This is a genomic window from Bacillus pretiosus (genome assembly GCF_052947655.1).
The window spans coordinates 1,601,921-1,625,134 of sequence record NZ_CM129593.1; the positions used below are offsets into that span (position 1 = coordinate 1,601,921).

The following is a 23,214-nucleotide window of genomic DNA, read 5'->3' on the forward strand; positions in this document are numbered from 1 at the left end:
AAAATATATCCGAAATACCATATAATATAATTAATATGTAATTATACATATTAATTAAAAATAATTTTTATATTTCTATACTTTCTATACATTTTTGTATGTTTAATATTTGACAGATAATTTCGAAATGTTATAATATGGATATGTAAAAATTGCTATTTTCTGAGAAGACATGGGAGTCAGATGAGAATTGTGAAAGGATGAGGGGGAGTGACACAGATTATGTATCACCACACAGCAATCAATGTATTAAATCTTTTACAAAACATGTCAAATAATAAAATGAACGATGTACAACTAGAAGAGGAATTTAAAAAAATAGAAAAACAATTCCGAGTAGAGTATGAAGAATTAATTGATTTATATAATAGAATGGTATTATTTCAAATAGATATCGAAAAAAATGGTGGGATGCGAGCGTATGAAAAATCTACAATTACATGGCTGAAGTCTGAGCTAGAGTTACTGTATGAAGTGTATCAATTTTCCCAACGTCACGGTTTAAACATTATTAATATTTCAAAATACATTAGTAAAAAAGAACTAAATCTTTTTCCAAAAACAGCAAGTCAATTGCAAAATACGTATTACAAATTAAAAAAATGTGAAATACCGTTTGAAAATATTGAAAAACAAAAACCAGGACGAAAGCGAAAATATACGCCTGTAAAAGAATCAATTGTTGAAATGAAAAAAGAAAACAAACAAGAATTAAGAAATGAAGTTCCAAATACAGAGAACGAAAAAAGCCTTGTAACAGTTATATCTGGTATTGTTGATAATTTTGAAACGATTAGCCAGTGTAGTGAAAGAAAAGAGCATGAACTACATCAGTTCATGGAAGGAATCTATAAGCTTTCTAGCATGGCTGCAGAGCGTTCAAAAGATGAAAAGAATGCTCGTGGTCTCGAAGGCGAATTACATGTATTACGAGCTGAAAATGAAAGGCTAAAACGAGAAAAGGAAGAGCTTGTTCATGATATAAAAGAAATGACGCATCATTTAATTCATTTCATTACGAGCTCTGATATTAATCAAATTCGCACATTACCTTTCTTCGTAAAAGAATGTAAACAAGATTTGCATAAATTAGGGTTATATAACGCACAAGACGGTAAAATGAAAATTATGGTTGATCGTAGTGGGCAGGTTATGACTGTAACGCAGTAATAAAATTTGGGTACAAAATAAAAGGGAGATACATAGTTTATATGTATTTCCCTTTTGTTTTGTATGGAATCGTTTCAAAGAAGGAAGATGATTTTTTAAGATTGTAGTAACTTGGAAACCATTTGCGGAATTTGATTTGCTTGTGAAACCATACTAAGTGCAACTTCAGTTAACAATTTAAACTTTAAAAAATCGCTCATTTCCTGCGCCATATGCGCATCTTCAATTCGAGATGCAGCATCTGTTAGGGCCATACTTTGGCTATTTAAATTTTCAATATTAAACTGTAAACGATTCATCATAGCCCCAAGATCAGCACGATGAAGTGATACATTTTGTAAAGCCTCTTCCATTTTAAGAATTGCCGCTCTTGCTTCTTGTTCTGTTGAAATCTTGATGTCAGGTTGTGTAGGGGAAGGGAAATATGATTTGTTATATTTACTGTATGACTGATATTGTCTAATGTAACTGGACGGTTTTTATCGTCGAATACAGATAACTCACCAATATAGCCAATTTGTTCTGTTAAAGACTGAAACTCTTTATTTAGTGCATCACGGTTCTTGTTTGAATTTATACTGTTTGCAGATTGAACAGCTAAATCACGCATACGCTGCAAAATATTCATCACAGTTTGAAGTGCAGCTTCTGCCGTGCGAAGCATCGATATTGCATCCTCATTATTACGAATCGCCACATGCATACCGCTGGCTCTCGCATGCATACGAGTCACAATGCCAACATTCGCAGGATTATCATAAGCATGGTTTAACTTCTTACCAGTCGCCAAATGTTCCATTGCAACATACATACGCTTCTCATTCTCATACAACGACTGCCTAGCATTCATACTTAAAACATTCGTACCAATACGCATAATAGACACTCCTTATAAAATTGATATAGTCAGTGTTCTAAAGCCAATAAACGGATATGGAAGTATAAAAGGGTTTGTACTTACTTTATCTTTTTGTTTTCATACACAGGACCAGGCTACAATCAGCCCTGACTGCTTCTAAATATGGCTAAATCTTCTCTTCCAGCTAAGGGGAGCCTTTAATCTATCTATATAGAAAAAATAAACCTCTCCGCAAGCAGAGAGGTTTATTCATGAAACTAAATCAAATGGTTTATTGTAATAATTTAGAAACCATTTGAGGAGTTTGGTTAGCTTGAGAAAGCATGCTGATACCAGCTTCGTTCAGGATTTTGAACTTAGTCATTTCAGACATTTCTTTCGCCATGTCTGCATCTTCGATTTGAGAAGCAGAAGCGGCCATATTAGTAGCTTGGCTGTTTACATTGTTTAAATTATGATCTAAACGGTTTAACTGAGAACCAAACGTTGCGCGCATGTCAGCTACTTTTTGGATAGCTGCATCTAGTTGTACAATGGCACCCGCAGCATCGTTATCTGCAGCTGGTGCGGGTGGTGCGGGTGGTATTACAGGTGCTGCGGGTGCTCCAATAGTTTTTGTAAGGCCAAGTCCTGTAGCACCTGTTGTCGCATCAACAGCCGTAATTGTAAGATTATCGCTAGCTACATCAGAAAGCTGAATGCTAATATTTTTATCTGTTCCAGCCGCAGCTAATAAGCTTTTTCCATTAAAGTTTGTTTTTCCAGCGATATGATTAATTTCCTCCTGCAATTCTTTAAATTCCAGGTTTAGAGAATCTTTATCTTTGCCGTCATTTGTGCCATTAGCAGATTGAGTAGCAAGGTCACGCATGCGAAGTAAAATGTTAGAAATAGAATTCAAAGCAGAGTCAGTTGTACGTAAAGCAGACATAGCGTCTTGCGTATTACGTGCTCCAACATTTAATCCGCCTTCTTTCGCACGCATACGAGTAGCGATAGCTAAACCAGCCGCATCGTCAGCAGCACTGTTAATAGATTTCCCGCTAGATAAACGGTTCATAGAAGTGTTCATTTTGTCTTGATTTTGGCGCATGTATTCTTGCGTACGCATGCTATTAATGTTTGTATTAATTCTCATGTTAAGAACCTCCAGTAGTTTTTAGTTATATAAAATAACCCTCTGTATTACAGAGAGTTATTTTTATTTTAAGTCATTAAACAAATTATTGTAATAATTTAGAAACCATTTGAGGAGTTTGGTTGGCTTGAGAAAGCATGCTAATACCAGCTTCGTTCAAGATTTTAAACTTCGTCATGTTAGACATTTCTTTTGCCATATCCGCATCTTCAATTTGCGAAGCGGAAGCCGCCATGTTAGTAGCTTGGCTGTTTACGTTGTTTAAGTTGTGATCTAAACGGTTTAATTGAGAGCCGAATGTCGCACGCATGTCAGCAACGGATTGGATAGCCTTGTCAAGTTCCTTAATTGATTCCGCAGCATCTCCACCTTTTCCTGTAGATGCAATAGTTTTCGTAAGATTGAGTCCATCGGCTCCTGTTGTTGCATCTACAGATGCAATTGTAAGTTTATCGCCAGATATATCGGAAAGCTGGATATCAATATCAGTTCCTTTTGCAGCTAATAAACTCTTCCCATTAAAGTTTGTTTTTCCAGCGATATGATCAATTTCCCCCTGTAATTCTTTAAATTCTAAGTTCAGGGAATCTTGATCTTTACCGTCATTTGTACCATTAGCAGATTGAGTAGCAAGGTCACGCATGCGAAGTAAAATGTTAGAAATAGAGTTTAAAGCAGAGTCAGTTGTACGTAAAGCAGACATAGCGTCTTGTGTATTACGCGCTCCAACATTTAATCCGCCTTCTTTCGCACGCATACGAGTAGCGATAGCTAAACCAGCTGCATCATCAGCAGCACTGTTAATAGATTTCCCGCTAGATAAACGGTTCATAGAAGTGTTCATTTTGTCTTGATTTTGGCGCATGTACTCTTGTGTACGCATGCTGTTAATATTTGTATTAATTCTCATGTTAAGAGCCTCCAGTAGTTTTTATTTTATATCATCAAATGAATTTTATTGTAGTAATTTAGAAACCATTTGAGGAGTTTGGTTAGCTTGAGAAAGCATGCTAATACCAGCTTCGTTCAAGATTTTAAACTTCGTCATGTTAGACATTTCTTTTGCCATATCTGCATCTTCAATTTGAGAAGCTGCTGCCGCCATATTAGTAGATTGGCTGTTCACGTTGTTTAAGTTATGATCTAAGCGATTTAATTGAGAACCGAAAGTAGCTCTATTATCAGCAACTGTTTGGATAGCTTTATCTAGATTAGTAATAGCAGTACTTGCATCTCCTGTGGTCTTAACATTGGTACCAGTAGCCGTAAGTAGTGTATCAGCTTTTGCATTAATTGATGCAATTGTAAGTTTATCGCCAGATACATCAGAAAGCTGGATATCAATATCCGCTCCTGTTGCAGCTAATAAATTCTTACCATTGAAGTTTGTCTTTTCAGCGATATGATCAATTTCCTTGTGCAATTCTTGGAACTCTAAGTCTAAAGACGCTTGATCTTTTGTCTCGTTTGTACCGTTTGCGGATTGAGTTGCAATATCACGCATGCGAAGTAAGATGTTAGAAATAGAATTCAAAGCAGAGTCAGTTGTACGTAAAGCAGACATAGCGTCTTGCGTGTTACGCGCCCCAACATTTAATCCGCCTTCTTTCGCACGCATACGAGTAGCGATAGCTAGACCAGCCGCATCATCAGCAGCACTGTTAATAGATTTCCCGCTAGATAAACGGTTCATAGAAGTGTTCATTTTGTCTTGATTTTGGCGCATGTACTCTTGCGTACGCATGCTGTTAATGTTTGTATTAATTCTCATGTTAAGAGCCTCCAGTAGTTTTTATTTTATATCATCAAATGAATTTTACTGTAGTAATTTAGAAACCATTTGAGGAGTTTGGTTAGCTTGAGAAAGCATGCTAATACCAGCTTCGTTCAAGATTTTAAACTTCGTCATGTTAGACATTTCTTTTGCCATATCCGCATCTTCAATTTGAGAAGCTGCTGCCGCCATATTAGTAGATTGGCTGTTTACGTTGTTTAAGTTATGGTCTAAGCGATTTAATTGAGAGCCAAAGGTAGCTCTATTATCAGCAACTGTTTGAATAGCTGCGTCAAGAGCCGTAATAGAGTCAGATGCGTTTTTGGTGCTTTTAACATCTCCAGTAATTTTAAGCGTAGCAGCTGTTGCATCAATTGCTGTAATTGTAAGTTTATCACCAGATACATCGGAAAGTTGAACGTCAATATTGTTTGCAGCGGCAACTCCAGCTAATAAAGTTTTTCCATTAAAGTTTGTTTTTTCAGCAATATGAGTAATTTCACCTTTTAACTCTTGAAATTCTAGGTCTAACGAATCTTGGTCTTTTGTATCATTTGTACCGTTTGCAGATTGAGTTGCAATATCACGCATACGAAGTAAGATGTTAGAAATAGAATTCAAAGCAGAGTCAGTTGTACGTAAAGCAGACATAGCGTCTTGCGTGTTACGCGCCCCAACGTTTAATCCGCCTTCTTTTGCACGCATACGAGTAGCGATAGCTAAGCCAGCCGCATCGTCAGCCGCACTGTTAATAGATTTCCCGCTAGATAAACGATTCATCGCAGTATTCATTTTGTCTTGGTTTTGTCGCATGTACTCTTGCGTACGCATGCTATTAATATTTGTATTAATTCTCATGTTAAGAACCCCCATTTTTTTATATTGATTTTTCTGTTAATTGTTAAACATAAATATGCAAAAAAATCAATTTCGAGATTAATTGTAATCCTTGGTATATATCGTGTCAACGAATAATTGTAATTAATGAATATAAAAAAATGATAATTTCCTATTTGTTCATTTTTTTATTACAATATTATCAAAAGGATTATTGCAAACTTTTAAAAAAAACTCTAATATTAGATTATCTTTGTTTACCGAAAAGGTGATATTATGATAGTTGGAAATATAGTAAAAGAAGTGCTTGCATATAAGAAAGGACAAATTCAGCAAAAGCTAAGTAGTCCACAAGCATTCGTTAGTAGTCGTTTTCAAGAGAAGTTGCAGAGTGAACCTGCGAAGGAGACGAGGGGTACTACGCAGCCGGCAAATGTAGAGGATATGAGTCAGCCGGTACAATCTACGAAAATAGAAACGGTCGTAAATAAACCGAAAGAATCTATTAATAAAGTAGAGGAAGCGAGTAAGCCTGAAGAAAAGGCTGAAACGAAGAGCGTAGATGAAGTACAAGTCGCACAAAAAGAGTTTGAACGACGTTTCCCAGAAACGAAAAATGAGGCTGTTGATACGTGGGGATTAACGAAGAAGTATAATATTCAAAAAATACGTTCTTCCAATGAAGGGAAGTATGAGGATATTATAGATCGTGTAAGTCGTACATACGGAATTCCGAAAACGTTAATTCAAAAAATGATTGAAGTAGAATCTGATTTTAATCCGAAAACGGTGTCACATGCAGGTGCGATGGGTCTTATGCAGCTTATGCCAGCGAATGTGAAAGAGATGGGTATAAAAAATCCATTTTCACCAGCTGAAAGTATTGAGGGCGGTATGAAAGAGTTAAGCGGTTATTTGAAGAAAAATAACGGCGATCTCGTATTAGCGCTTGCATCTTATAATGCGGGTCCTGGTAATGTGAGAAAGTACGGAGGCGTACCACCATTTAAAGAAACGCAAGGATATATTAAAAAAATATTAAATATCGACGTTTCAAAATAAGAAGTTTCATATATAGAGAGAACATGAAATTTTCGTGAACATGATATGGGAGTTGGCTAGATTTGAAATTACAAGATGATATTCCGTTAACAATTTATTTTGAAATCGGAAATACGAAAAAGAAAATTGAAGATTTGCTTCATATTACGAAAGGTACATTGTATCGTCTTGAAAATTCAACGAAAAATACGGTGCGTCTTATGCTTGAGAATGAAGAGATTGGAACCGGAAAGATTTTGACGAAAAACGGGAAGATGTACGTTGAAATCGTTGAATTGAAAAGGTAGGGAAGGGGATTGTCATGAGTGGCGAAAAATTAAGCCAAGAGCAAATTGATGCCCTGCTGAAGGCGGTAAATGAAGGCGAGGAAATGCCAGCTTTTGCACAAGAAGCAGGAAAGCAAGAGAAATTTCAAGAGTATGATTTTAATAGACCGGAGAAGTTCGGTGTTGAGCATTTACGTAGCTTGCAAGCAATTGCCTCTACATTTGGTAAACAGACGTCACAGACGTTGTCAGCGCGTATGCGTATTCCGATTGAGTTAGAGCCTTCTACGGTTGAACAAGTTCCATTCACGAGTGAGTATGTGGAGAAAATGCCGAAAGATTACTATTTATATTGCGTTATTGATCTTGGCCTTCCAGAGCTTGGAGAAATTGTCATTGAAATTGATTTAGCGTTCGTTATTTATATTCATGAATGTTGGCTTGGTGGAGATAGTAAGCGTAACTTTACGATGCGCAGACCACTTACCGCATTTGAGTTTTTAACACTGGATAATATTTTTATGCTCCTTTGTAAAAATTTAGAGCAATCATTTGAAAGCGTTGTTGCGATTGAACCAAAATTTGTAACGACGGAGACAGACCCGAATGCATTAAAGATTACGACAGCAAGCGATATTATTTCATTACTGAATGTAAATATGAAAACAGAGTTTTGGGATACGACGGTGCGCATCGGAATTCCATTCTTATCTGTTGAAGAAATTATGGATAAGTTAACATCTGAAAATATTGTCGAACATTCTTCGGATAAACGTAAAAAGTATACGTCTGAAGTGGAAGTGAAAGTAAATCAAGTGTACAAACCTGTTCACGTTGCAATTGGTGAGCAAAAAATGACAATGGGCGAGATTGAACAAATTGAAGAAGGCGATATTATTCCGCTTCATACGAAAGTTTCGGATGAATTACTCGGTTATGTAGATGGAAAGCATAAATTTAATTGTTTTATTGGAAAAGATGGAACGCGTAAGGCGCTCTTATTTAAAAGTTTTGTAGAGTAGGAGGATCCATATGAAGCATGAAGTATCTCCTGTATCATTAATGGGATTAGAAGATTTTGCAGGAAAGCGAAATGAAGCAGGTAAGGCACATATTGATACTGTTTCAGATATTTCTATTGAACTTGGTGTAAAGCTTGGGAAGGCATCTATTACGCTCGGTGATGTGAAGCAATTAAAAGTGGGCGATGTTCTGGAAGTAGAGAAAAACTTAGGACATAAAGTAGATGTGTATTTAAGTAATATGAAAGTCGGCATCGGTGAAGCGATCGTAATGGACGAAAAGTTCGGTATTATCATTTCTGAAATTGAAGCTGACAAGAAGCAAGCCGCGCTTATGAAAGCGCAAAGTCAAATGCAAGATAAAGAGTAGAGGAGGAGTCATATGTCGTATATGACGACCTTATTTCAAGTCGTTTTACTGTTTGGCGCGCTCGGCTACGGTGCATATTATATGACGAAAAAGACGCGCAAACAGCAGTTTTTTAAACAAGGTGAAAATGGCCATATTCAAGTGAAGGACGGCGTTTATTTAAATCATCAAACGAGCGCCTTTTTATTTGAAGTGGACGGCAAGCAAGTGTTCACTGTTATTAGTAATAACGGTGTGCAATCCGTGCAATTAACAGGAACAGGAAATCAGTTTCAACAAGCGCTAGAAGACGCGGTGAAGAGTGAAACGAAAAAAGTAGAGGATCCATCATGAGAATAAAGAAACATTTATCAGTATTAGCCGTTATTTTCGTATTTTCTATCGTTTTTTCAATTATTTTTGTAAATCCAGCGTATGCCGCCCAAAACGGTTTTATTAATTTCGAAAATGGAAAAGAGTTTACGAGTAATTCAAGCGTTCAGCTATTTGCGCTCGTTACACTTTTGTCATTATCTTCATCTATCGTTCTATTATTTACACATTTTACTTATTTTATGATCGTTCTTGGGATTACGCGTCAAGGACTTGGAGTAATGAATTTACCACCAAACCAAGTGCTTGTTGGACTTGCATTATTTTTATCACTCTTTACGATGCAGCCTGTACTTGGGCAGCTAAAGAGCGATGTGTGGGATCCGATGACGAAAGAGAAAATAACAGTAAGTCAAGCTGCAGAGACGACAGCTCCGATTATGAAAGAGTATATGTCAAAGCATACGTATAAGCATGATTTAAAAATGATGCTGAAAGTGCGCGGAGAAGAGTTGCCGAAAGATTTGAAAGATCTTTCCTTATTTACGCTCGTACCATCCTTTACGTTAACGCAAATCCAAAAAGGATTGTTAACGGGGATGTTCATTTATTTAGCGTTTGTATTTATAGATTTGATTATTAGTACACTGTTAATGTACCTCGGGATGATGATGGTACCGCCGATGATTTTAAGTTTACCGTTTAAAATACTCGTTTTCGTATATTTAGGTGGATATACAAAAATCGTCGACATTATGTTTAAAACAGTCGCCTGAAGCGTTTGATGCTATGTGATAGGAGTCATATAAATGAATACGTCACCAATTATAGATATTTTTCAAACCTTTTTTTATAAAGGGGTTATGATTTTAATGCCGGTTGCCGGCGTAAGTATGATTGTCGTTATTATCATCGCTGTCATTATGGCGATGATGCAAATTCAAGAGCAAACGCTGACGTTTTTACCGAAAATGGCGAGTATCGTACTCGTTATTATCATTTTAGGTCCGTGGATGTTTCAAGAGTTAACGACGCTTATTTTAGATTTATTTGATAAAATCCCATCGCTATTGCGTTCGTACTAAGATAGGTGAACTGAAATGAATATGGAATTATGGGCGGCGACGTTTTTTGCGTTTTGCCGCATTACTTCATTTTTATATTTTTTACCATTTTTCTCAGGCCGATCTATTCCAGCAATGGCGAAGGTTACATTTGGACTTGCTCTTTCCATAACAGTGGCCGATCAAGTTGATGTCTCTCACATAAAGACAACTTGGGACGTAGCAGCTTATGCAGGTACGCAAATTGTAATTGGATTATCACTTTCAAAAATTGTAGAAATGCTGTGGAACATTCCGAAAATGGCGGGACATATTTTAGACTTTGATATCGGTTTATCACAGGCAAGTTTGTTTGATGTAAATGCAGGTGCACAGTCTACTTTACTATCAACCATTTTTGATATATTTTTCCTCATTATTTTTATTTCACTTGGCGGCATTAATTATTTCGTTGCCACGATTTTAAAGTCGTTTCAATATACAGAGGCGATTTCAAAATTGCTGACGACTAGTTTTTTAGATAGTCTACTCGCAACGTTATTATTTGCGATTACATCAGCGGTTGAAATTGCTCTTCCGCTTATGGGAAGTTTATTTATCATTAACTTTGTTTTAATTTTAATCGCAAAAAACGCTCCGCAATTAAACGTTTTTATGAATGCGTATGTTATTAAAATTACATGTGGTATTTTGTTTATTGCGATGAGTGTACCAATGCTCGGTTATGTGTTTAAAAATATGACGGATGTATTGCTTGAGGAATATACGAAACTATTTAACTTTTTCTTAACGAAGTAGGGGGACGCGCATGGCAAAGGATAATAAAACAGAAAAGGCCACCCCGCAGAAGCGTAAAAAATCGCGTGAAGAAGGGAATATTGCCCGGAGTAAAGATTTAAATAATTTATTTTCCATACTTGTATTAGCAGTTGTCGTTTACTTTTTCGGAGATTGGCTCGGATATGAGATTGCAAATTCTGTAGCGGTGCTGTTTGATCAAATTGGAAAAAATACAGATTCAACTGAGTATTTTTATTTAATGGGGATTTTATTATTAAAAGTATCCGCGCCGATATTAATACTCGTATACGCTTTTCATTTATTTAATTATATGATTCAAGTCGGTTTCTTATTTTCTTCTAAAGTTATTAAGCCGAAAGCGTCGCGTATTAACCCCAAAAACTATTTTACGAGATTGTTTAGTCGTAAAAGTTTAGTAGATATTTTGAAATCACTATTTTATATGGGATTAATCGGCTACGTTGCTTACGTTCTCTTTAAAAAGAATTTAGAGAAAATCGTTAGTATGATTGGATTTAACTGGACTGCGTCACTTACTGAAATTATTAGGCAAATTAAATTTATCTTTTTAGCTATTTTAATTATATTAATCGTTCTTTCTATTATTGATTTTATTTATCAAAAATGGGAGTACGAACAAGATATTAAGATGAAAAAAGAAGAAGTAAAAAGAGAGCATAAAGATAATGAAGGGGACCCGCAAGTAAAGGGAAAGCGAAAAAACTTTATGCATGCCATCTTGCAAGGGACAATTGCGAAGAAGATGGATGGTGCAACGTTTATTGTAAACAATCCGACTCATATTTCGGTCGTACTTCGGTACAATAAACAGGTTGATGCGGCGCCAATTGTCGTTGCAAAAGGGGAAGATGAGCTCGCATTATACATACGAACGCTTGCCCGCGAACAAGAAATACCAATGGTGGAAAACCGTCCGCTTGCTCGTTCTTTATATTATCAAGTCGAGGAAGATGAGACGATTCCAGAAGATTTATACGTAGCTGTAATTGAAGTTATGCGCTATTTAATTCAAACGAATGAACTTGAAGTATAATAGCGCGGTTGGAGGAGATCTCTTGTGTTTAAGATAGATTCTGCAAGAACCTATTTTTCTATCTTTTTAGCAGCGTCATTCGTAGTGGCGCTCTTAATTCCACTTCCACCATTTATACTTGATATCGTTATCGTTTTTTTACTAAGTATGTCAGTGCTTATTTATATGCGAGCAACAAGTATTAACGAGTGGGATGAATTAAAGTCATTTCCGACGATGCTGTTATTAATCGGGATTTTCCGCGTATCGATTAACGTATCGACGACGCGAGCGATTTTGACAGACGGAAATGCGGGGCATGTTATTGAAGAGTTCGGTCAGTTTGTTATTGGCGGGAACTTATTAATTGGTATCGTTATTTTCATAGTATTAATCATATTCCAGTTTATCGTTGCAAACGGTGCATCTCGTACAGCTGAAGTTGCAGCTCGTTTTACACTTGATTCTTTACCCGGGAAACAAATGTCGATCGATGCTGATTTAAACCAGCGTATTATTACTGAAAAAGATGCACAGGCAAAACGAAAGAAATTAAATATGGAAACAGAGTTTTACGGAGCGATGGATGGTGCCGGAAAGTTCATTAAAGGGGACGTTATTTTCGGGATTGTCATTTTATTCGTAAACATTATTTTCGGTTTAATTGTCGGGATGATGCAGCAGGGCATGAGTTTTGCTGAAGCAGCTATTCACTATACACAGCTAACTGTCGGTGACGGAATCGTAAACCAAATCGGTTCGTTAATGCTTGCGATTTCAACAGGTATTATCGTAACACGTGTATTTGATGGTTCAGCGGATACGGTAACTGAAGGTATCTTTAAAGAGTTATTAGCACATGAAGTTGTTGTATATGCGCTTGGTGGTTTATTTATTGCGATGGGTATTTTCACTCCGCTACCATTTCTACCGTTTGCTCTTGTTGGTGGAACAATTATTTTCTTAGGAATTCGTAATAAAAACCGAATAAAGAAAGAAAAAGAAGACGAGCTTCAAAAAGAATTAGAAATGATTCAAGGCGAAGATGAACAACTGCAACAAGTGGAAGATTCATTCGGAGTATTTACAGATAAATATCCAATTATTGTAGAACTCGGTTTAGATTTAGCAGCACTTGTAAAGCAGAAGATTAACGGGGAAACAGCTCGTGATAAAGTTGTTCTTATGAGGAAGTCGATTATTACCGACCTTGGTATTAACGTTCCTGGCATTAACTTTAAAGATAATACGAGTTTTAGACCACGCGGACGTTACATTATTCGTATTAAAGGTGCGAAGGCAGCTGAAGGTGTTTTAAAATCAGGTTATTTATTAGCATTGAAAACACCAAATGTAATGGCCGATTTAGATGCAGAACCAGCGAAAGATCCAATTTTCGGTGAAGATGGATATTGGATTTTAGAGCATATGGTACAAGATGCACAAATGAAAGGCTATCAAGTATTAGAGCCGCTTAGCATATTAATTACACATTTAGATGTTGTCGTTAGACGTAATCTTCATGAGTTAATTCAGCGTCAACATGTAAAAGACTTAATTAACTCGCTTGAAAATGATAACGGTGTTTTATTAGAAGAGATTAAGAAGAAAGAAATTGACTTATCACTCGTTCAAAATGTTATTAAACAACTTTTAAAAGAGGGTATTTCTATTCGTGATTTACCAACCATTATTGAAGGTATTATTGACGGAAAAGAAATTTATCAAAACCACGTTGACGGTGTAACGTCATTCGTCCGTGAATGTATTTCAAAAGTGATTTGTGAAAATGCGAAAAATCCTGACGGTAAAATTTATGCGGCGCTCTTCTCAGATTCAATCGAGTTAGATGCGGATGTTGTAAATAATTCATACCAAGGTTACTTATTAAACTGGGATTTAGATTTAGAAACACGTGTTGTTGAACAAGTACAGCGTGTCTTTAAACAAGCTCGTTTAATGGGAAGAGAACCAGTATTACTAACGCGTAGAAAAGATTTCAGATTTGCGATTGTAAGACTTCTTGAGCGTTATCAAGTAGAAGCGCAAGTACTTTGTATTAGCGAATTAGCACCGGAAATTGTTGTAGATCAAATTGCCTATATTGAATAGTAGGGGGTGAAGTAATGGAAAGTACAGAAAAGAAAGAAGCGTTAATGCGAATAAAAGCAGCTTCGAAAAATGAATTGTATCGAAAGTTATTTGACCAATATGGTACAGATTATTATTACGTTGTCGATGAAAGTGTAAAACGAAATATCCCGTTTTTTTGGAAAAAGAATTATGAAATGTTAGTTGCTTTTCCAGAGGATAAACAGGAAGAAGTGAATGAAGGCACAGCTCAATTTCATGAACAACTAATGGATGTTGTAAACGATTCTTCAGAACAAATTGTAAAGGCGAACGGAATTCAATCGGTACTGCACAATTTAGAAAACGTGACGACTTCTATGTCATATGCGGCGATGCAAACAGGAAATAGTGAAGAATGGACAAGAAAGAAAGAGAAACTATTAAAGCTGTTTGAAAAAGGTATCGTCGTTGTGAAACAGACGGAAGAAACGAAAGTAGCGAAAGTAACAAAAAAGCAAAAAACTGTGAAAAAAGTTGTTCCGGTCAAGAAAGAAGAAGTGTTTGTAAAAAAAGAAAACCAAGAATCTGTACCGTTTATTATTCAAAAAGTAATTCGCATGCTAGAGCAAAACGATGTAGAACAATATTTCATTCATGCATATGCTGAGAAGTTAAAAGTGAAGTTTGAGAATGCAACGATGATTACAGAAGAAGAAGTGATCGGATACATATTGGAAGATATGAGATCTCATTTCAATACGGAAAACGTTTTTGAAAAAGAAGTGCAAACAATTGCATTAATCGGCCCAACTGGAGTTGGAAAAACGACGACTCTTGCGAAAATGGCATGGCAGTTTCACGGTAAGAAAAAAACGGTCGGTTTTATTACGACAGATCATTCGCGCATTGGAACAGTACAGCAACTGCAAGATTACGTAAAGACAATTGGATTTGAAGTAATCGCTGTACGTGATGAAGCTGCAATGACAAGAGCGCTTACGTATTTTAAAGAAGAAGCGCGCGTCGATTATATTTTAATTGATACAGCCGGAAAAAATTATCGTGCGTCAGAAACAGTAGAAGAAATGATTGAAACGATGGGACAAGTAGAGCCAGATTATATTTGTTTAACGTTATCAGCTTCGATGAAAAGTAAAGACATGATTGAAATCATTACGAATTTTAAAGATATTCATATTGATGGTATCGTATTTACGAAATTTGATGAAACAGCAAGTAGTGGTGAATTGTTGAAAATTCCAGCAGTATCATCAGCTCCAATTGTATTAATGACAGACGGACAAGACGTGAAGCAACATATACATATCGCTACAGCTGAACATTTAGCGAAACAAATGTTGCAAACATCATAGAAGAGAGGTGAAGGATAAGGCAACTGCCTTATTCAAACGATTATGAACGGTCTTTATATAGGTTCTATGGGTATGATGAATTACATGCAGCGCATTAATGTTCATTCGAATAACGTTGCAAATGCTCAAACGACAGGATTTAAAGCAGAAAATATGACTTCTAAAGTATTTGATGTACAAGACACATATCGCCGCGGAGATGGGGCTGTGACAAATATCGGTTCGACTGATTACGCTGTAGTACCAGCCGCAACGCATGTGAACTTAGTACAAGGAAATATACAAATGACAAATAGTGATACAGATTTCTTTTTAGATGACGGTACGGCCGGCACATCATCGTTTTTCGTTACATCTAAAAATAATGAAACGTTTTTAACGAGAGACGGTAGTTTTACATTAAATAGTGATCGTTATTTACAAACAACTTCAGGCGCTTTCGTAATGGGAGAGAATAATGAACGTATTCGTATTCCAGAAGGAGCAAAAGTAGCTGTACAAGCAGACGGTACGTTATATGATGCAGTAACACAAAATAATATTGCCCGCCTGCAAACAAAAACAGTAGGTGCAGAAGCGAATAATCGTCTCGTACAAAGAGAGAACAAAAGCTTTACACTAGCAGAAGGAAACATTGCTGATTTACCGAACGGAACAGGGACAGTAAAAAATCATATGCTAGAAAATTCAAATGTAGATATGACGAAAGAGATGGCTGATCTTATGACAGATCAAAAAATGATTTCAGCGTCACAACGTGTTATGACTTCATTTGATAAAATTTATGAAAAAGAAGCGAATGAAATATTGAGATAAGAGACTTCCCATAGCGGAAGTCTTTTTTTTATTATTGCTTTTATTACAGTTACATCATAAAATGATAATGATTATCAACATCGTTATTGTGAGGATAGAATTTCATAATGATAGCAATGTTTATTTAACTAAGTGAATTAAAAAAGGGGTAACTAACTGTTACGATTTATTTAACCAATTATAACCAAAGTTAATTAAATATATCAGCAAGCCCTGCTAGTCAAGTGATTGGCTAGTAGTGAGGGGTAACTGCGGGCAATCCCTAAAGCTGATTGAACTACAACGTGGCTAGAAATAGCGAGTGTGAATGTCGCGAAAGCAGAAAAAATCAATCAGATGGTGCAAGGTTAAATCCTAAACATTAGAATAATGGGTCTTCCGCCTCGAATCATCTAAGTCAAAATGGATAAGATGAACGTTCAACGACTATCTCGTATAACTGACGAGAGTACACCACAAGCCTATGGTGGTGGAAAATCCTCTATCTCTAAAGAGATAAACATATAGTCTGCGCTCATGTGAAAACATGAGAAGTTCATAAGAGAACTGGCTAAGGAATTGCGCCCTTAGTTGAACGAGATAAATTTTATTGAATCTATCAAACTTCATTGAATATATAGAACGTATGTGCTATGGTGGATTCAATGAGGTGAGAATAATAATGAAATTTTCACGAGTTAGTCAAGTATCGGAATTAACAGGTTTGTATCCTAGTAGTCTTAGGAGAATGCTGGTGGAGTACGCTACTATTCAGAAGAATAAATCTTTCATTATCTGAAAGGTGAGTGCCCGAATAATCGCACAGTAAAGGAGTAGGCTTCTGATGATATTGGCGAAGAAAGTCAGACTGATTCCAACGCCTGAACAAGAAAAAGTGCTTAGAAACCATGCTGGTGCTGCAAGATTCGCTTATAACTATTGTAAAAGAATGAGTGATAGATACTATAAGCTATTTGGAAAATCTGTTTCACAGTTAGCTTTACAGAAACGATTTACAAAGATCAAGAAGCGAAAGAGATATGAGTGGTTAAATGACATCAACGCACAAGTTCCCAAACAGGCTTCAAAAGATTTTGATAAGGCGAGGAAACATTCGTTCAAAAAGTACAGAAATGGTTCTCACACTTCTTATAAATCCAAAAAAGATTTAATCCAAGGATTTTATGCTAATTATGAAAGACTGATTATAGGAAAGAAAGTAGTTCATATTCAGTCCGTTGGAGAAGTGAAAACAAGCCAACAACTACCAAGAAACAAAAAGCCATCAAATCCAAGAGTTACCTTTGATGGTCGTCACTGGTGGATTAGTGTAGGGTTCCAAGAAGACTTTGCATCACAAGAACTAACCAATGAGTCGATTGGTGTGGATGTTGGTTTAAAAGAGCTGTTTGTAGCTTCTAATGGTACGAAAGAACGAAATATAAACAAAGATGCTAAGGTTAAAAAACTTTTGAAAAGGAAAAAGTCAGCGCAAAGAGATATGTCTAGGAGATTTAAAAAAGGTGTAAAAATTCAATCTGCCGGATATGAAAAAGCCAAAACTGAGCACCTGCGGTTATCTAGGAAAATTATGAATATCCGAAATAACCATATCCATCAAGCAACAGCTAAATTGGTGAAAACCAAACCAATGAGGATTGTTGTGGAAGACTTATCTATCTCAAACCTGTTAAAAAACAAAAAACTATCGAAAGCATTTTCATTTCAAAAATTAAACTTCTTCTTTCAATGTTTATCATACAAGTGCGAGAAGTATGGCATTGAGTATGTAAAAGCTGATAAATGGTTCGCCTCAAGCAAGATTTGCTCATGTTGCGGAGTAAAATACGACCATTCAGTTCAACCAGAAGGACAGTGGAGTTTAAAAATACGTGAGTGGTGTTGTGTTGGGTGCAATAGCCATCATGATAGGGATGTAAATGCTTCGATAAATTTATCAAGATGGGTAAAATAAATGCTTGATAATAGGAGGTAACGATACTGCCTCGTGTGGAGTGTTATACCCCTCGTCCCCTCGGGGTTGCGAGAACACGATGAAGCACTAATTTGTATAAATTTGATTGAATTGTATAGATTTAGTTAAGTTTATCGTATCGGAAGAGTATACAGGTTCTACTTTACGGGAGCATTTGGAGGAGAATCTATCAAATACGTTGCAACTAAAATAAGTGAAATAGTATGTAGAAAAAGCCTTCTGATGAAAGGCTTTTTATTTTTGGGTTAAATTTCAGAATTATCAATTGACTTTGTAGGTCTGTTTTTTTATATTAGTAGGTATACTAATAACTACTAATATATATGTATCGTTTTGAGATGAGAGTTATATAGAATGTGAGGGATTACCGTTGGATGAAATAATAAAGGAATTACAAAAGTTAGGTTTTTCCCAGTACGAATGTAAAGCGTATATTGGATTATTAAAACATTCCCCAGTAACTGGGTATGAAGTGAGTAAACAGACAGGAGTACCTCGTTCGATGATTTATGAAGTGCTCGGTAAATTGATGGATAAAGGAGCAGTGCATATCGTTCCTACTGAACCAGTGAAATATGTACCAGTACCAGCTACGGAACTAATGGATCGAATGCGAAAAGATTTTGAAAAGTCCTTTGAATTTTTAGACCGGAAATTAAATTGTTTAGAACAAGAGAGACAAATAGATGTAATTTCGCATATTCGCTCCAATGATCGTGTTGTAAAAGAAATATGCAATATAATTAATAGGGCAAAGGACGAGTTATGGATTTCTGTATGGGAAGATCAAGTGCATGAAATTGAGCCATATATTCGTCAAAAGGAAGAGGAAGGTGTACATATATTTTCAATCTTATTTGGCGCTCCAAATACAAAAATAGGCGCGACGTTTCACCATAATTATATGACGCCCCACGTTGTTGAAAAGAGAATGGGTGGTCATTTAACTGTTATTGCTCGTGATGGAGAGGAAGTATTAATTGCGAACTTTTCAAATGATAGTACCTCATGGGCCGTAACAACGTATGACCCAGCTTTAGTGCTCGTTGCTACAGAGTATGTGCGGCACGATATTATGGTCGAAGAAATTACGAAGGAATTTGGGGCTGATAAGTTAGATACGTTGTGGCGTGAAAATATAGATTTAGTTCATGTCGTAACAGGAAAAAGAGCGATGGAAAGAATGGAGGATGATATGGATGAGTAAGGCTCAGGCACATGTAGCTTTGCAGAGCGATGATACATTTCAGCAAGGAGTAAAAGATTGTTTACCAACTGTATTTGGTTATTTAAGCATCGGTATAGCAGCTGGTGTAATTGCAAAAACAGCAGGTTTCTCCATCATTGAAATTGCATTTATGTCCACTTTAATTTATGCAGGTTCTGCCCAATTTATATTAGCTGGTATGTATGCAGCCGGTGCTCCTGCTTCAGCAATCATTTTCACCGTCTTTTTTGTTAATTTACGCCACCTTCTAATGAGTGCTGCGCTTGCACCATACTTTACGAAACTTCCGCTATTAAAAAACGTATTTATCGGTTCTCAAATTACAGATGAAACGTTCGGCGTTGCAGTGCAGCATGCAGCGCAAAAAGGATATGTAGGCGACAGGTGGATGATGGGCTTAAATGTAACAGCATATTTAAATTGGATTCTTGCTACTATTATTGGCGGGCTGTTTGGTGAGTGGATACCAGATCCACATACGTACGGGATGGATTATGCATTACCAGCAATGTTTATCGGATTATTTGTACTTCAGCTCATAAGTAGTAAACCGAAACTAGCAATTCATCTTACTGTTGCAATTGTAGCGATTATGATCGCATACGTTTCACACTTATTTATGCCAGATAGTATAGCGGTTATTATCGCAACATTACTAGCTGCGACGATTGGAGTTGTGATTGAAAAATGGAAATGAGATTAGACGTACTATTACTTTTACTAGCAGCTGGAGCTGTCACACTCGTGCCACGTATTTTACCTCTACTCGTATTTAGCAAACTACAAATTCCAGACTGGGGTTTAAAATGGCTAAATTACATACCAATTGCGATATTAGCAGCACTTTTAGCACAAGTACTATTTATGCATGAGACGATACAGTGGGATTACCTTATCGCAGCAATCCCAACATTTCTTGTTGCAATATATACTCGTAGTTTATTAGGTACAGTATTAACGGGAGTGATTGTGATTATTTTGTTACGTTTCTTTTTCTAAAAAGGATTACACTCATATAATAGCGAAAAGTGTAATAACATGAAAAATATAGGGGTGGTGTTATGATACTTTTAACGATAGGAGCAATTTTGTTAACGTTGTTTATTTTCTTTATTATCGGCTTTATTACGTTTATGATGTTTGTTGATAAGGCGACACCTCAAATATATTATACACCTTGTGAATCAGTGACAGTGAAAGATAAAGGTAAAAATAAAAGGAAGAAAAGTTGAATGTTGGCTTTTCTTCCTTTTGTTTTATCTGATTTTTCTGTATAATTTAAGTTAGTTATACAACTAACTTAAAAGGAGGTCGTAGAAGTGGCAAAACCGAATGTTGTTAATAAAGAGAAGTTATTAGAAGCAGCAAAAGCAATTATTGCAGAGCAAGGGATGGAAAAGTTGACATTAAAAGCAGTTGCAGAAAGTGCTCAAGTTACACAAGGTACCGTATATTATCATTTTAAAACGAAGGATCAATTATTACTTGAAGTAACTGAATCGTTTTGTAAAGCATCGTGGGAACAAATAGGAAAGGATGTACAGTTAGAGAAGGCTTTAAAGTCCGCGGAAAGTAGATGTGTGAAAGATTCAATGTATCATCATTTGTTCTTTCAATTAGTAGCAAGTGGATTACAAAATGATGCGATGAAAGATAAAATTGGTGGATTGTTACATTATGAAAATCAAAAATTAAAAGGCGTGTTAAATAAAAAAATAGGAGATACAATGACATCTCAAATTTCAACGGAAACATGGAGCGTTTTATGTAATGCATTAATTGACGGATTGGCATTGCAAGCATTATTCAATCCATCTTTTTCTACAGACAAAGTATATGGTGATTTGTATATGCTCTTGGAAAAGCTTACAGTGCTACAAAAGGGAGGTAATGTCAGTGGATAATAGACTTTGGCTCACCATTTTATTTTCGATTGGCGTTTGGTTTTTTGCTTCAGCATTTTTCATTATTTTTGGTTCTTCCATTTTATTAGAATATACTTCAAATAGATTTTTTCTACAATTGACGTTTCTTGAATTAGGAACGGCTATAGCTTTATACTTTGTAATGTGGTTATACAAAAAACTAGATACTACAAAATATGCAGTTATTAAGTTAGGTATATGCGGTACAGCAATCGGTTTAATTTTAGATACTTACATTTTATATAATTCTTCTAATCTATTCTCACAATTCTCCTCACAGCAAATTATATCATTTACCATTTGGATGGTTATTGCTTATGCTTTATATTTACTAATCCCTTTCGCCATGGAACGAAAAAAGTTGTTGTAAAGAGGTATGTTATCCTCTTTACAACAATTACATCCCCGACAGAAGTAACAACAATAACCCAAATAAAAAACTAATAAAGGAAAGAAAACCGATACATATCGAGAACACACGATTATTTCTCCATTCGCGCCAGAAAACGATAAGCCCTAACATACAAAGGGAAAACCAAATCGGCAAGAATATAAACTTGCTAACTTTCTCTGGGAGTAACGAATAAAAAGATGTTACATATAAAATCCAATTTGTGGAAAATAAAACGAAAACGATAATAGATTGTAAGTAGGGGCGGTTGGAAAACTCCCCCTTTTTTATAGTTACAATAATGATAGTTAGTGCTGAGAAAAAGGCAATGAATATGAAAATAAGTAAGAATAATGTAAGCGTCATTTATAGCTCCTTTATAAAAGTGTTTTTTACAAGAAATGCATCTATTACATTGTATGCTTGCTTTGTAGAGTGCTCGTTATATTTTTCTGTGTACGGATTTAGAAATCCATGTTCACCGTGTAGTTGTTTTATTTCTAATAAAGGATTTTTTTGTTGCTGCAACGATTGAATGAAAGAGGATACTGAAAAACTAGCTTCTTTTTCAGGGAAAATAAGTAAGGTAGCACATGTTGGTTTTATATGAATATAGTCACGTATACGGGAACCGTAACAGCCGATAATAAAATCTATTTTCGGATTGTTACTGCATAGCCAGGAGATGGTAGCGCCAACACTAAATCCGATAAGTCCAATATGTGTATAATTACTTGAAAGAGTATTGATGAATTCTTTAATTTGTTCTTTTCCATCATCAAATCCAATATTATTTACAAAATGTTGATATGCTTTTTCTTCATCACTATAATGAAATGCATGTTGCGATTGTAGAAGATTAGGACAGAATACATCTATATGAGATGAAGTGAAGTGTTGGGTAACGTGATGCATATGGTCGTTCACACCATATATTTCATGAACAATAACGAGAGCTAATTTTTTCTTCATCGTTACAATGTACCTCTATGAAACTTAAATTCTTTTTCAACAAGGCAGATACGCAGGTGGAAGTTTTCATACCATTGCTCACGACCTCTTTTTTTCGCTTCTTTATGTAAGGCGTTCTGTTTCCAATTGTCAATTGCCGCAAGTGATTCCCAATAAGAAATTGTGATTCCGAGTCCCGAATGATTTCGTGCACTTTCTACACCTAAAAATCCAGGTTGCTGCTTTGCAAGTTCCTCCATTTTTTCAGAGGCGGTACTATAATCTGTCGTATCATTTGATAAATGAGAAGTGAATATAACTGCATAATAATGATTGTTTTTTTCTAAAGCAGATTTCATTATCTTTCCCCCTTAATATATAGTGCGAATAATTCATTTATAGTTTGTATTTTAGCAGGTTAAAAAAAGAAAAGAAGTAGAAGATTCTTATTTTTTTAGTTGTTGTAAAACAAGGGGGTATAGAGAATTTATATGAAAGTAAGAAAAATGCCACTTCAAAATCGAAGCGGCATTTTTTATATTTCCTCTAAGCTATTAACGGGGACCGTTAATTCGCGGTCTGGATTTTTAACTTCATATATGCGGGCGGTTTCGTTGTTTTCATCGACGTGTTGAATTGTAACAGGCATGCCTTGAAAACTGACATTTGCTTGTTCAGATGAAACAGAAAGCTCTTTTGCACGTTGAATATTCATTTATATTCCTCCCATCATTATTATCTTTGCTAAAAAAGAGGAATAATATACCATTTCGA

General features: G+C 35.8%; 28 protein-coding genes and 1 pseudogene. 20 read left to right on the forward strand and 9 right to left on the reverse strand.

The window, feature by feature from the left end; translation table 11 throughout:
• Positions 1 to 222 precede the first annotated feature (222 nt).
• Complete coding sequence (locus ACU8YW_RS08400) at positions 223 to 1,170, forward strand: DNA-binding domain-containing protein (RefSeq protein ID WP_426933817.1); 948 nt, start codon at positions 223 to 225, stop codon at positions 1,168 to 1,170.
• A gap of 95 nt (positions 1,171 to 1,265) precedes the next feature.
• Here ACU8YW_RS08400 and ACU8YW_RS08405 read toward each other — a convergent pair.
• The 5 genes and pseudogenes from ACU8YW_RS08405 to ACU8YW_RS08425 form a co-directional block, all read right to left on the reverse strand.
• Positions 1,266 to 2,047 (reverse strand): annotated as a pseudogene (locus ACU8YW_RS08405) (flagellin N-terminal helical domain-containing protein).
• A gap of 253 nt (positions 2,048 to 2,300) precedes the next feature.
• Positions 2,301 to 3,167 (reverse strand): flagellin N-terminal helical domain-containing protein, encoded by an 867-nt coding sequence (locus ACU8YW_RS08410; protein ID WP_330938456.1) that lies wholly within the window; start codon positions 3,165 to 3,167, stop codon positions 2,301 to 2,303.
• Positions 3,168 to 3,252: 85 nt separating this feature from the next.
• A complete protein-coding gene (locus tag ACU8YW_RS08415) occupies positions 3,253 to 4,077 on the reverse strand; it encodes a flagellin N-terminal helical domain-containing protein (protein ID WP_061685130.1) in 825 nt (274 codons plus the stop codon).
• Between the two features lie 45 nt (positions 4,078 to 4,122).
• Entirely contained in the window at positions 4,123 to 4,938 is an 816-nt protein-coding gene (locus ACU8YW_RS08420; protein WP_330938457.1) for a flagellin N-terminal helical domain-containing protein, read from the reverse strand.
• Between the two features lie 45 nt (positions 4,939 to 4,983).
• Positions 4,984 to 5,799, reverse strand: a complete 816-nt coding sequence (locus tag ACU8YW_RS08425; protein ID WP_050843170.1) for a flagellin N-terminal helical domain-containing protein — start codon at positions 5,797 to 5,799, stop codon at positions 4,984 to 4,986.
• Between the two features lie 255 nt (positions 5,800 to 6,054).
• Between ACU8YW_RS08425 and ACU8YW_RS08430 the strand changes: the two genes are divergently transcribed.
• From ACU8YW_RS08430 to ACU8YW_RS08520, 19 genes are all read left to right on the forward strand, one after another.
• Complete coding sequence (locus ACU8YW_RS08430) at positions 6,055 to 6,840, forward strand: transglycosylase SLT domain-containing protein (RefSeq protein WP_330938458.1); 786 nt, start codon at positions 6,055 to 6,057, stop codon at positions 6,838 to 6,840.
• A 62-nt stretch (positions 6,841 to 6,902) separates the two neighbouring features.
• Positions 6,903 to 7,127 carry a flagellar motor switch protein FliN gene (locus ACU8YW_RS08435; RefSeq protein WP_000775712.1) on the forward strand — a complete coding sequence of 75 codons (225 nt, stop codon included), beginning with the start codon at positions 6,903 to 6,905 and terminating at the stop codon, positions 7,125 to 7,127.
• A 14-nt stretch (positions 7,128 to 7,141) separates the two neighbouring features.
• On the forward strand, positions 7,142 to 8,128 hold the full coding sequence (gene fliM / locus ACU8YW_RS08440; RefSeq protein WP_088121777.1) for a flagellar motor switch protein FliM: 987 nt from the start codon (positions 7,142 to 7,144) through the stop codon (positions 8,126 to 8,128).
• 10 nt (positions 8,129 to 8,138) lie between these two features.
• A complete protein-coding gene (fliN, locus tag ACU8YW_RS08445; RefSeq protein WP_064449843.1) occupies positions 8,139 to 8,498 on the forward strand; it encodes a flagellar motor switch protein FliN in 360 nt (119 codons plus the stop codon).
• A gap of 12 nt (positions 8,499 to 8,510) precedes the next feature.
• Positions 8,511 to 8,831 (forward strand): hypothetical protein, encoded by a 321-nt coding sequence (locus tag ACU8YW_RS08450; protein ID WP_000121176.1) that lies wholly within the window; start codon positions 8,511 to 8,513, stop codon positions 8,829 to 8,831.
• On the forward strand, positions 8,828 to 9,586 hold the full coding sequence (locus tag ACU8YW_RS08455; RefSeq protein WP_306008169.1) for a flagellar type III secretion system pore protein FliP: 759 nt from the start codon (positions 8,828 to 8,830) through the stop codon (positions 9,584 to 9,586). The genes ACU8YW_RS08450 and ACU8YW_RS08455 overlap by 4 nt, the downstream gene beginning before the upstream one ends.
• A gap of 33 nt (positions 9,587 to 9,619) precedes the next feature.
• Positions 9,620 to 9,895, forward strand: a complete 276-nt coding sequence (locus ACU8YW_RS08460; RefSeq protein WP_001098085.1) for a flagellar biosynthetic protein FliQ — start codon at positions 9,620 to 9,622, stop codon at positions 9,893 to 9,895.
• Positions 9,896 to 9,910: 15 nt separating this feature from the next.
• Positions 9,911 to 10,672: a flagellar biosynthetic protein FliR gene (locus ACU8YW_RS08465; RefSeq protein ID WP_270726158.1), complete on the forward strand. Its 762-nt coding sequence runs from the start codon at positions 9,911 to 9,913 to the stop codon at positions 10,670 to 10,672.
• A gap of 10 nt (positions 10,673 to 10,682) precedes the next feature.
• Positions 10,683 to 11,729, forward strand: a complete 1,047-nt coding sequence (gene flhB / locus ACU8YW_RS08470) for a flagellar type III secretion system protein FlhB (RefSeq protein ID WP_001040117.1) — start codon at positions 10,683 to 10,685, stop codon at positions 11,727 to 11,729.
• Between the two features lie 24 nt (positions 11,730 to 11,753).
• The gene (gene flhA / locus ACU8YW_RS08475) at positions 11,754 to 13,820 is read left to right on the forward strand and encodes a flagellar biosynthesis protein FlhA (protein WP_064476528.1); all 2,067 of its coding nucleotides are present in this window, start codon (positions 11,754 to 11,756) and stop codon (positions 13,818 to 13,820) included.
• Positions 13,821 to 13,834: 14 nt separating this feature from the next.
• Positions 13,835 to 15,154, forward strand: a complete 1,320-nt coding sequence (gene flhF, locus ACU8YW_RS08480; protein WP_426933789.1) for a flagellar biosynthesis GTPase FlhF — start codon at positions 13,835 to 13,837, stop codon at positions 15,152 to 15,154.
• A gap of 42 nt (positions 15,155 to 15,196) precedes the next feature.
• The gene (locus ACU8YW_RS08485; protein ID WP_088610292.1) at positions 15,197 to 15,970 is read left to right on the forward strand and encodes a flagellar basal-body rod protein FlgG; all 774 of its coding nucleotides are present in this window, start codon (positions 15,197 to 15,199) and stop codon (positions 15,968 to 15,970) included.
• Positions 15,971 to 16,793: 823 nt separating this feature from the next.
• Complete coding sequence (locus ACU8YW_RS08490) at positions 16,794 to 17,924, forward strand: RNA-guided endonuclease InsQ/TnpB family protein (RefSeq protein ID WP_426933788.1); 1,131 nt, start codon at positions 16,794 to 16,796, stop codon at positions 17,922 to 17,924.
• Positions 17,925 to 18,315: 391 nt separating this feature from the next.
• Positions 18,316 to 19,152, forward strand: a complete 837-nt coding sequence (locus ACU8YW_RS08495) for a TrmB family transcriptional regulator (protein WP_088610059.1) — start codon at positions 18,316 to 18,318, stop codon at positions 19,150 to 19,152.
• Positions 19,145 to 19,870, forward strand: a complete 726-nt coding sequence (locus ACU8YW_RS08500) for an AzlC family ABC transporter permease (protein WP_075310279.1) — start codon at positions 19,145 to 19,147, stop codon at positions 19,868 to 19,870. The genes ACU8YW_RS08495 and ACU8YW_RS08500 overlap by 8 nt, the downstream gene beginning before the upstream one ends.
• Positions 19,861 to 20,172: a branched-chain amino acid transport AzlD family protein gene (locus ACU8YW_RS08505; RefSeq protein ID WP_017672964.1), complete on the forward strand. Its 312-nt coding sequence runs from the start codon at positions 19,861 to 19,863 to the stop codon at positions 20,170 to 20,172. Before ACU8YW_RS08500 ends, ACU8YW_RS08505 begins: the two co-directional genes overlap by 10 nt.
• Positions 20,173 to 20,234: 62 nt before the next feature.
• Positions 20,235 to 20,405, forward strand: coding sequence for a DUF3951 domain-containing protein (locus ACU8YW_RS08510; protein WP_060489754.1), 171 nt, complete (start codon positions 20,235 to 20,237; stop codon positions 20,403 to 20,405).
• Positions 20,406 to 20,492: 87 nt separating this feature from the next.
• The gene (locus ACU8YW_RS08515; RefSeq protein WP_097889314.1) at positions 20,493 to 21,077 is read left to right on the forward strand and encodes a TetR/AcrR family transcriptional regulator; all 585 of its coding nucleotides are present in this window, start codon (positions 20,493 to 20,495) and stop codon (positions 21,075 to 21,077) included.
• A complete protein-coding gene (locus tag ACU8YW_RS08520) occupies positions 21,070 to 21,468 on the forward strand; it encodes a DUF5367 family protein (RefSeq protein WP_141542714.1) in 399 nt (132 codons plus the stop codon). Before ACU8YW_RS08515 ends, ACU8YW_RS08520 begins: the two co-directional genes overlap by 8 nt.
• Before the next feature lie 27 nt (positions 21,469 to 21,495).
• Here ACU8YW_RS08520 and ACU8YW_RS08525 read toward each other — a convergent pair whose 3' ends face one another.
• The 4 genes from ACU8YW_RS08525 to ACU8YW_RS08540 all read right to left on the reverse strand — a co-directional run bounded on the left by ACU8YW_RS08525 (position 21,496) and on the right by ACU8YW_RS08540 (position 23,155).
• Positions 21,496 to 21,855, reverse strand: coding sequence for a hypothetical protein (locus ACU8YW_RS08525; protein ID WP_097889316.1), 360 nt, complete (start codon positions 21,853 to 21,855; stop codon positions 21,496 to 21,498).
• The gene (locus ACU8YW_RS08530) at positions 21,856 to 22,461 is read right to left on the reverse strand and encodes a dienelactone hydrolase family protein (RefSeq protein ID WP_097889317.1); all 606 of its coding nucleotides are present in this window, start codon (positions 22,459 to 22,461) and stop codon (positions 21,856 to 21,858) included.
• Between the two features lie 2 nt (positions 22,462 to 22,463).
• Positions 22,464 to 22,799 (reverse strand): antibiotic biosynthesis monooxygenase family protein, encoded by a 336-nt coding sequence (locus ACU8YW_RS08535; protein ID WP_097889318.1) that lies wholly within the window; start codon positions 22,797 to 22,799, stop codon positions 22,464 to 22,466.
• 176 nt (positions 22,800 to 22,975) lie between these two features.
• A complete protein-coding gene (locus ACU8YW_RS08540) occupies positions 22,976 to 23,155 on the reverse strand; it encodes an H-type small acid-soluble spore protein (protein ID WP_097889319.1) in 180 nt (59 codons plus the stop codon).
• Between the last annotated feature and the right edge of the window lie 59 nt (positions 23,156 to 23,214).

Excerpts from the sequence above, each read along its gene's own strand:
- ACU8YW_RS08460 (WP_001098085.1), top strand. The coding sequence starts at position 9,620 with ATGAATACGTCACCAATTATAGATATTTTTCAAACCTTTTTTTATAAA.
- ACU8YW_RS08450 (WP_000121176.1), top strand. The coding sequence starts at position 8,511 with ATGTCGTATATGACGACCTTATTTCAAGTCGTTTTACTGTTTGGCGCG.
- ACU8YW_RS08500 (WP_075310279.1), top strand. The coding sequence starts at position 19,145 with ATGAGTAAGGCTCAGGCACATGTAGCTTTGCAGAGCGATGATACATTT.
- ACU8YW_RS08510 (WP_060489754.1), top strand. The coding sequence starts at position 20,235 with ATGATACTTTTAACGATAGGAGCAATTTTGTTAACGTTGTTTATTTTC.
- ACU8YW_RS08430 (WP_330938458.1), top strand. The coding sequence starts at position 6,055 with ATGATAGTTGGAAATATAGTAAAAGAAGTGCTTGCATATAAGAAAGGA.
- ACU8YW_RS08505 (WP_017672964.1), top strand. The coding sequence starts at position 19,861 with ATGGAAATGAGATTAGACGTACTATTACTTTTACTAGCAGCTGGAGCT.
- fliN (WP_064449843.1), top strand. The coding sequence starts at position 8,139 with ATGAAGCATGAAGTATCTCCTGTATCATTAATGGGATTAGAAGATTTT.
- fliM (WP_088121777.1), top strand. The coding sequence starts at position 7,142 with ATGAGTGGCGAAAAATTAAGCCAAGAGCAAATTGATGCCCTGCTGAAG.
- ACU8YW_RS08425 (WP_050843170.1), bottom strand. The coding sequence starts at position 5,799 with ATGAGAATTAATACAAATATTAATAGCATGCGTACGCAAGAGTACATG.
- ACU8YW_RS08400 (WP_426933817.1), top strand. The coding sequence starts at position 223 with ATGTATCACCACACAGCAATCAATGTATTAAATCTTTTACAAAACATG.
- flhB (WP_001040117.1), top strand. The coding sequence starts at position 10,683 with ATGGCAAAGGATAATAAAACAGAAAAGGCCACCCCGCAGAAGCGTAAA.
- ACU8YW_RS08525 (WP_097889316.1), bottom strand. The coding sequence starts at position 21,855 with ATGACGCTTACATTATTCTTACTTATTTTCATATTCATTGCCTTTTTC.
- ACU8YW_RS08530 (WP_097889317.1), bottom strand. The coding sequence starts at position 22,461 with ATGAAGAAAAAATTAGCTCTCGTTATTGTTCATGAAATATATGGTGTG.
- ACU8YW_RS08455 (WP_306008169.1), top strand. The coding sequence starts at position 8,828 with ATGAGAATAAAGAAACATTTATCAGTATTAGCCGTTATTTTCGTATTT.
- flhF (WP_426933789.1), top strand. The coding sequence starts at position 13,835 with ATGGAAAGTACAGAAAAGAAAGAAGCGTTAATGCGAATAAAAGCAGCT.
- ACU8YW_RS08490 (WP_426933788.1), top strand. The coding sequence starts at position 16,794 with ATGATATTGGCGAAGAAAGTCAGACTGATTCCAACGCCTGAACAAGAA.
- ACU8YW_RS08485 (WP_088610292.1), top strand. The coding sequence starts at position 15,197 with ATGAACGGTCTTTATATAGGTTCTATGGGTATGATGAATTACATGCAG.
- ACU8YW_RS08540 (WP_097889319.1), bottom strand. The coding sequence starts at position 23,155 with ATGAATATTCAACGTGCAAAAGAGCTTTCTGTTTCATCTGAACAAGCA.
- ACU8YW_RS08420 (WP_330938457.1), bottom strand. The coding sequence starts at position 4,938 with ATGAGAATTAATACAAACATTAACAGCATGCGTACGCAAGAGTACATG.
- ACU8YW_RS08465 (WP_270726158.1), top strand. The coding sequence starts at position 9,911 with ATGAATATGGAATTATGGGCGGCGACGTTTTTTGCGTTTTGCCGCATT.
- ACU8YW_RS08415 (WP_061685130.1), bottom strand. The coding sequence starts at position 4,077 with ATGAGAATTAATACAAATATTAACAGCATGCGTACACAAGAGTACATG.
- ACU8YW_RS08410 (WP_330938456.1), bottom strand. The coding sequence starts at position 3,167 with ATGAGAATTAATACAAACATTAATAGCATGCGTACGCAAGAATACATG.
- ACU8YW_RS08535 (WP_097889318.1), bottom strand. The coding sequence starts at position 22,799 with ATGAAATCTGCTTTAGAAAAAAACAATCATTATTATGCAGTTATATTC.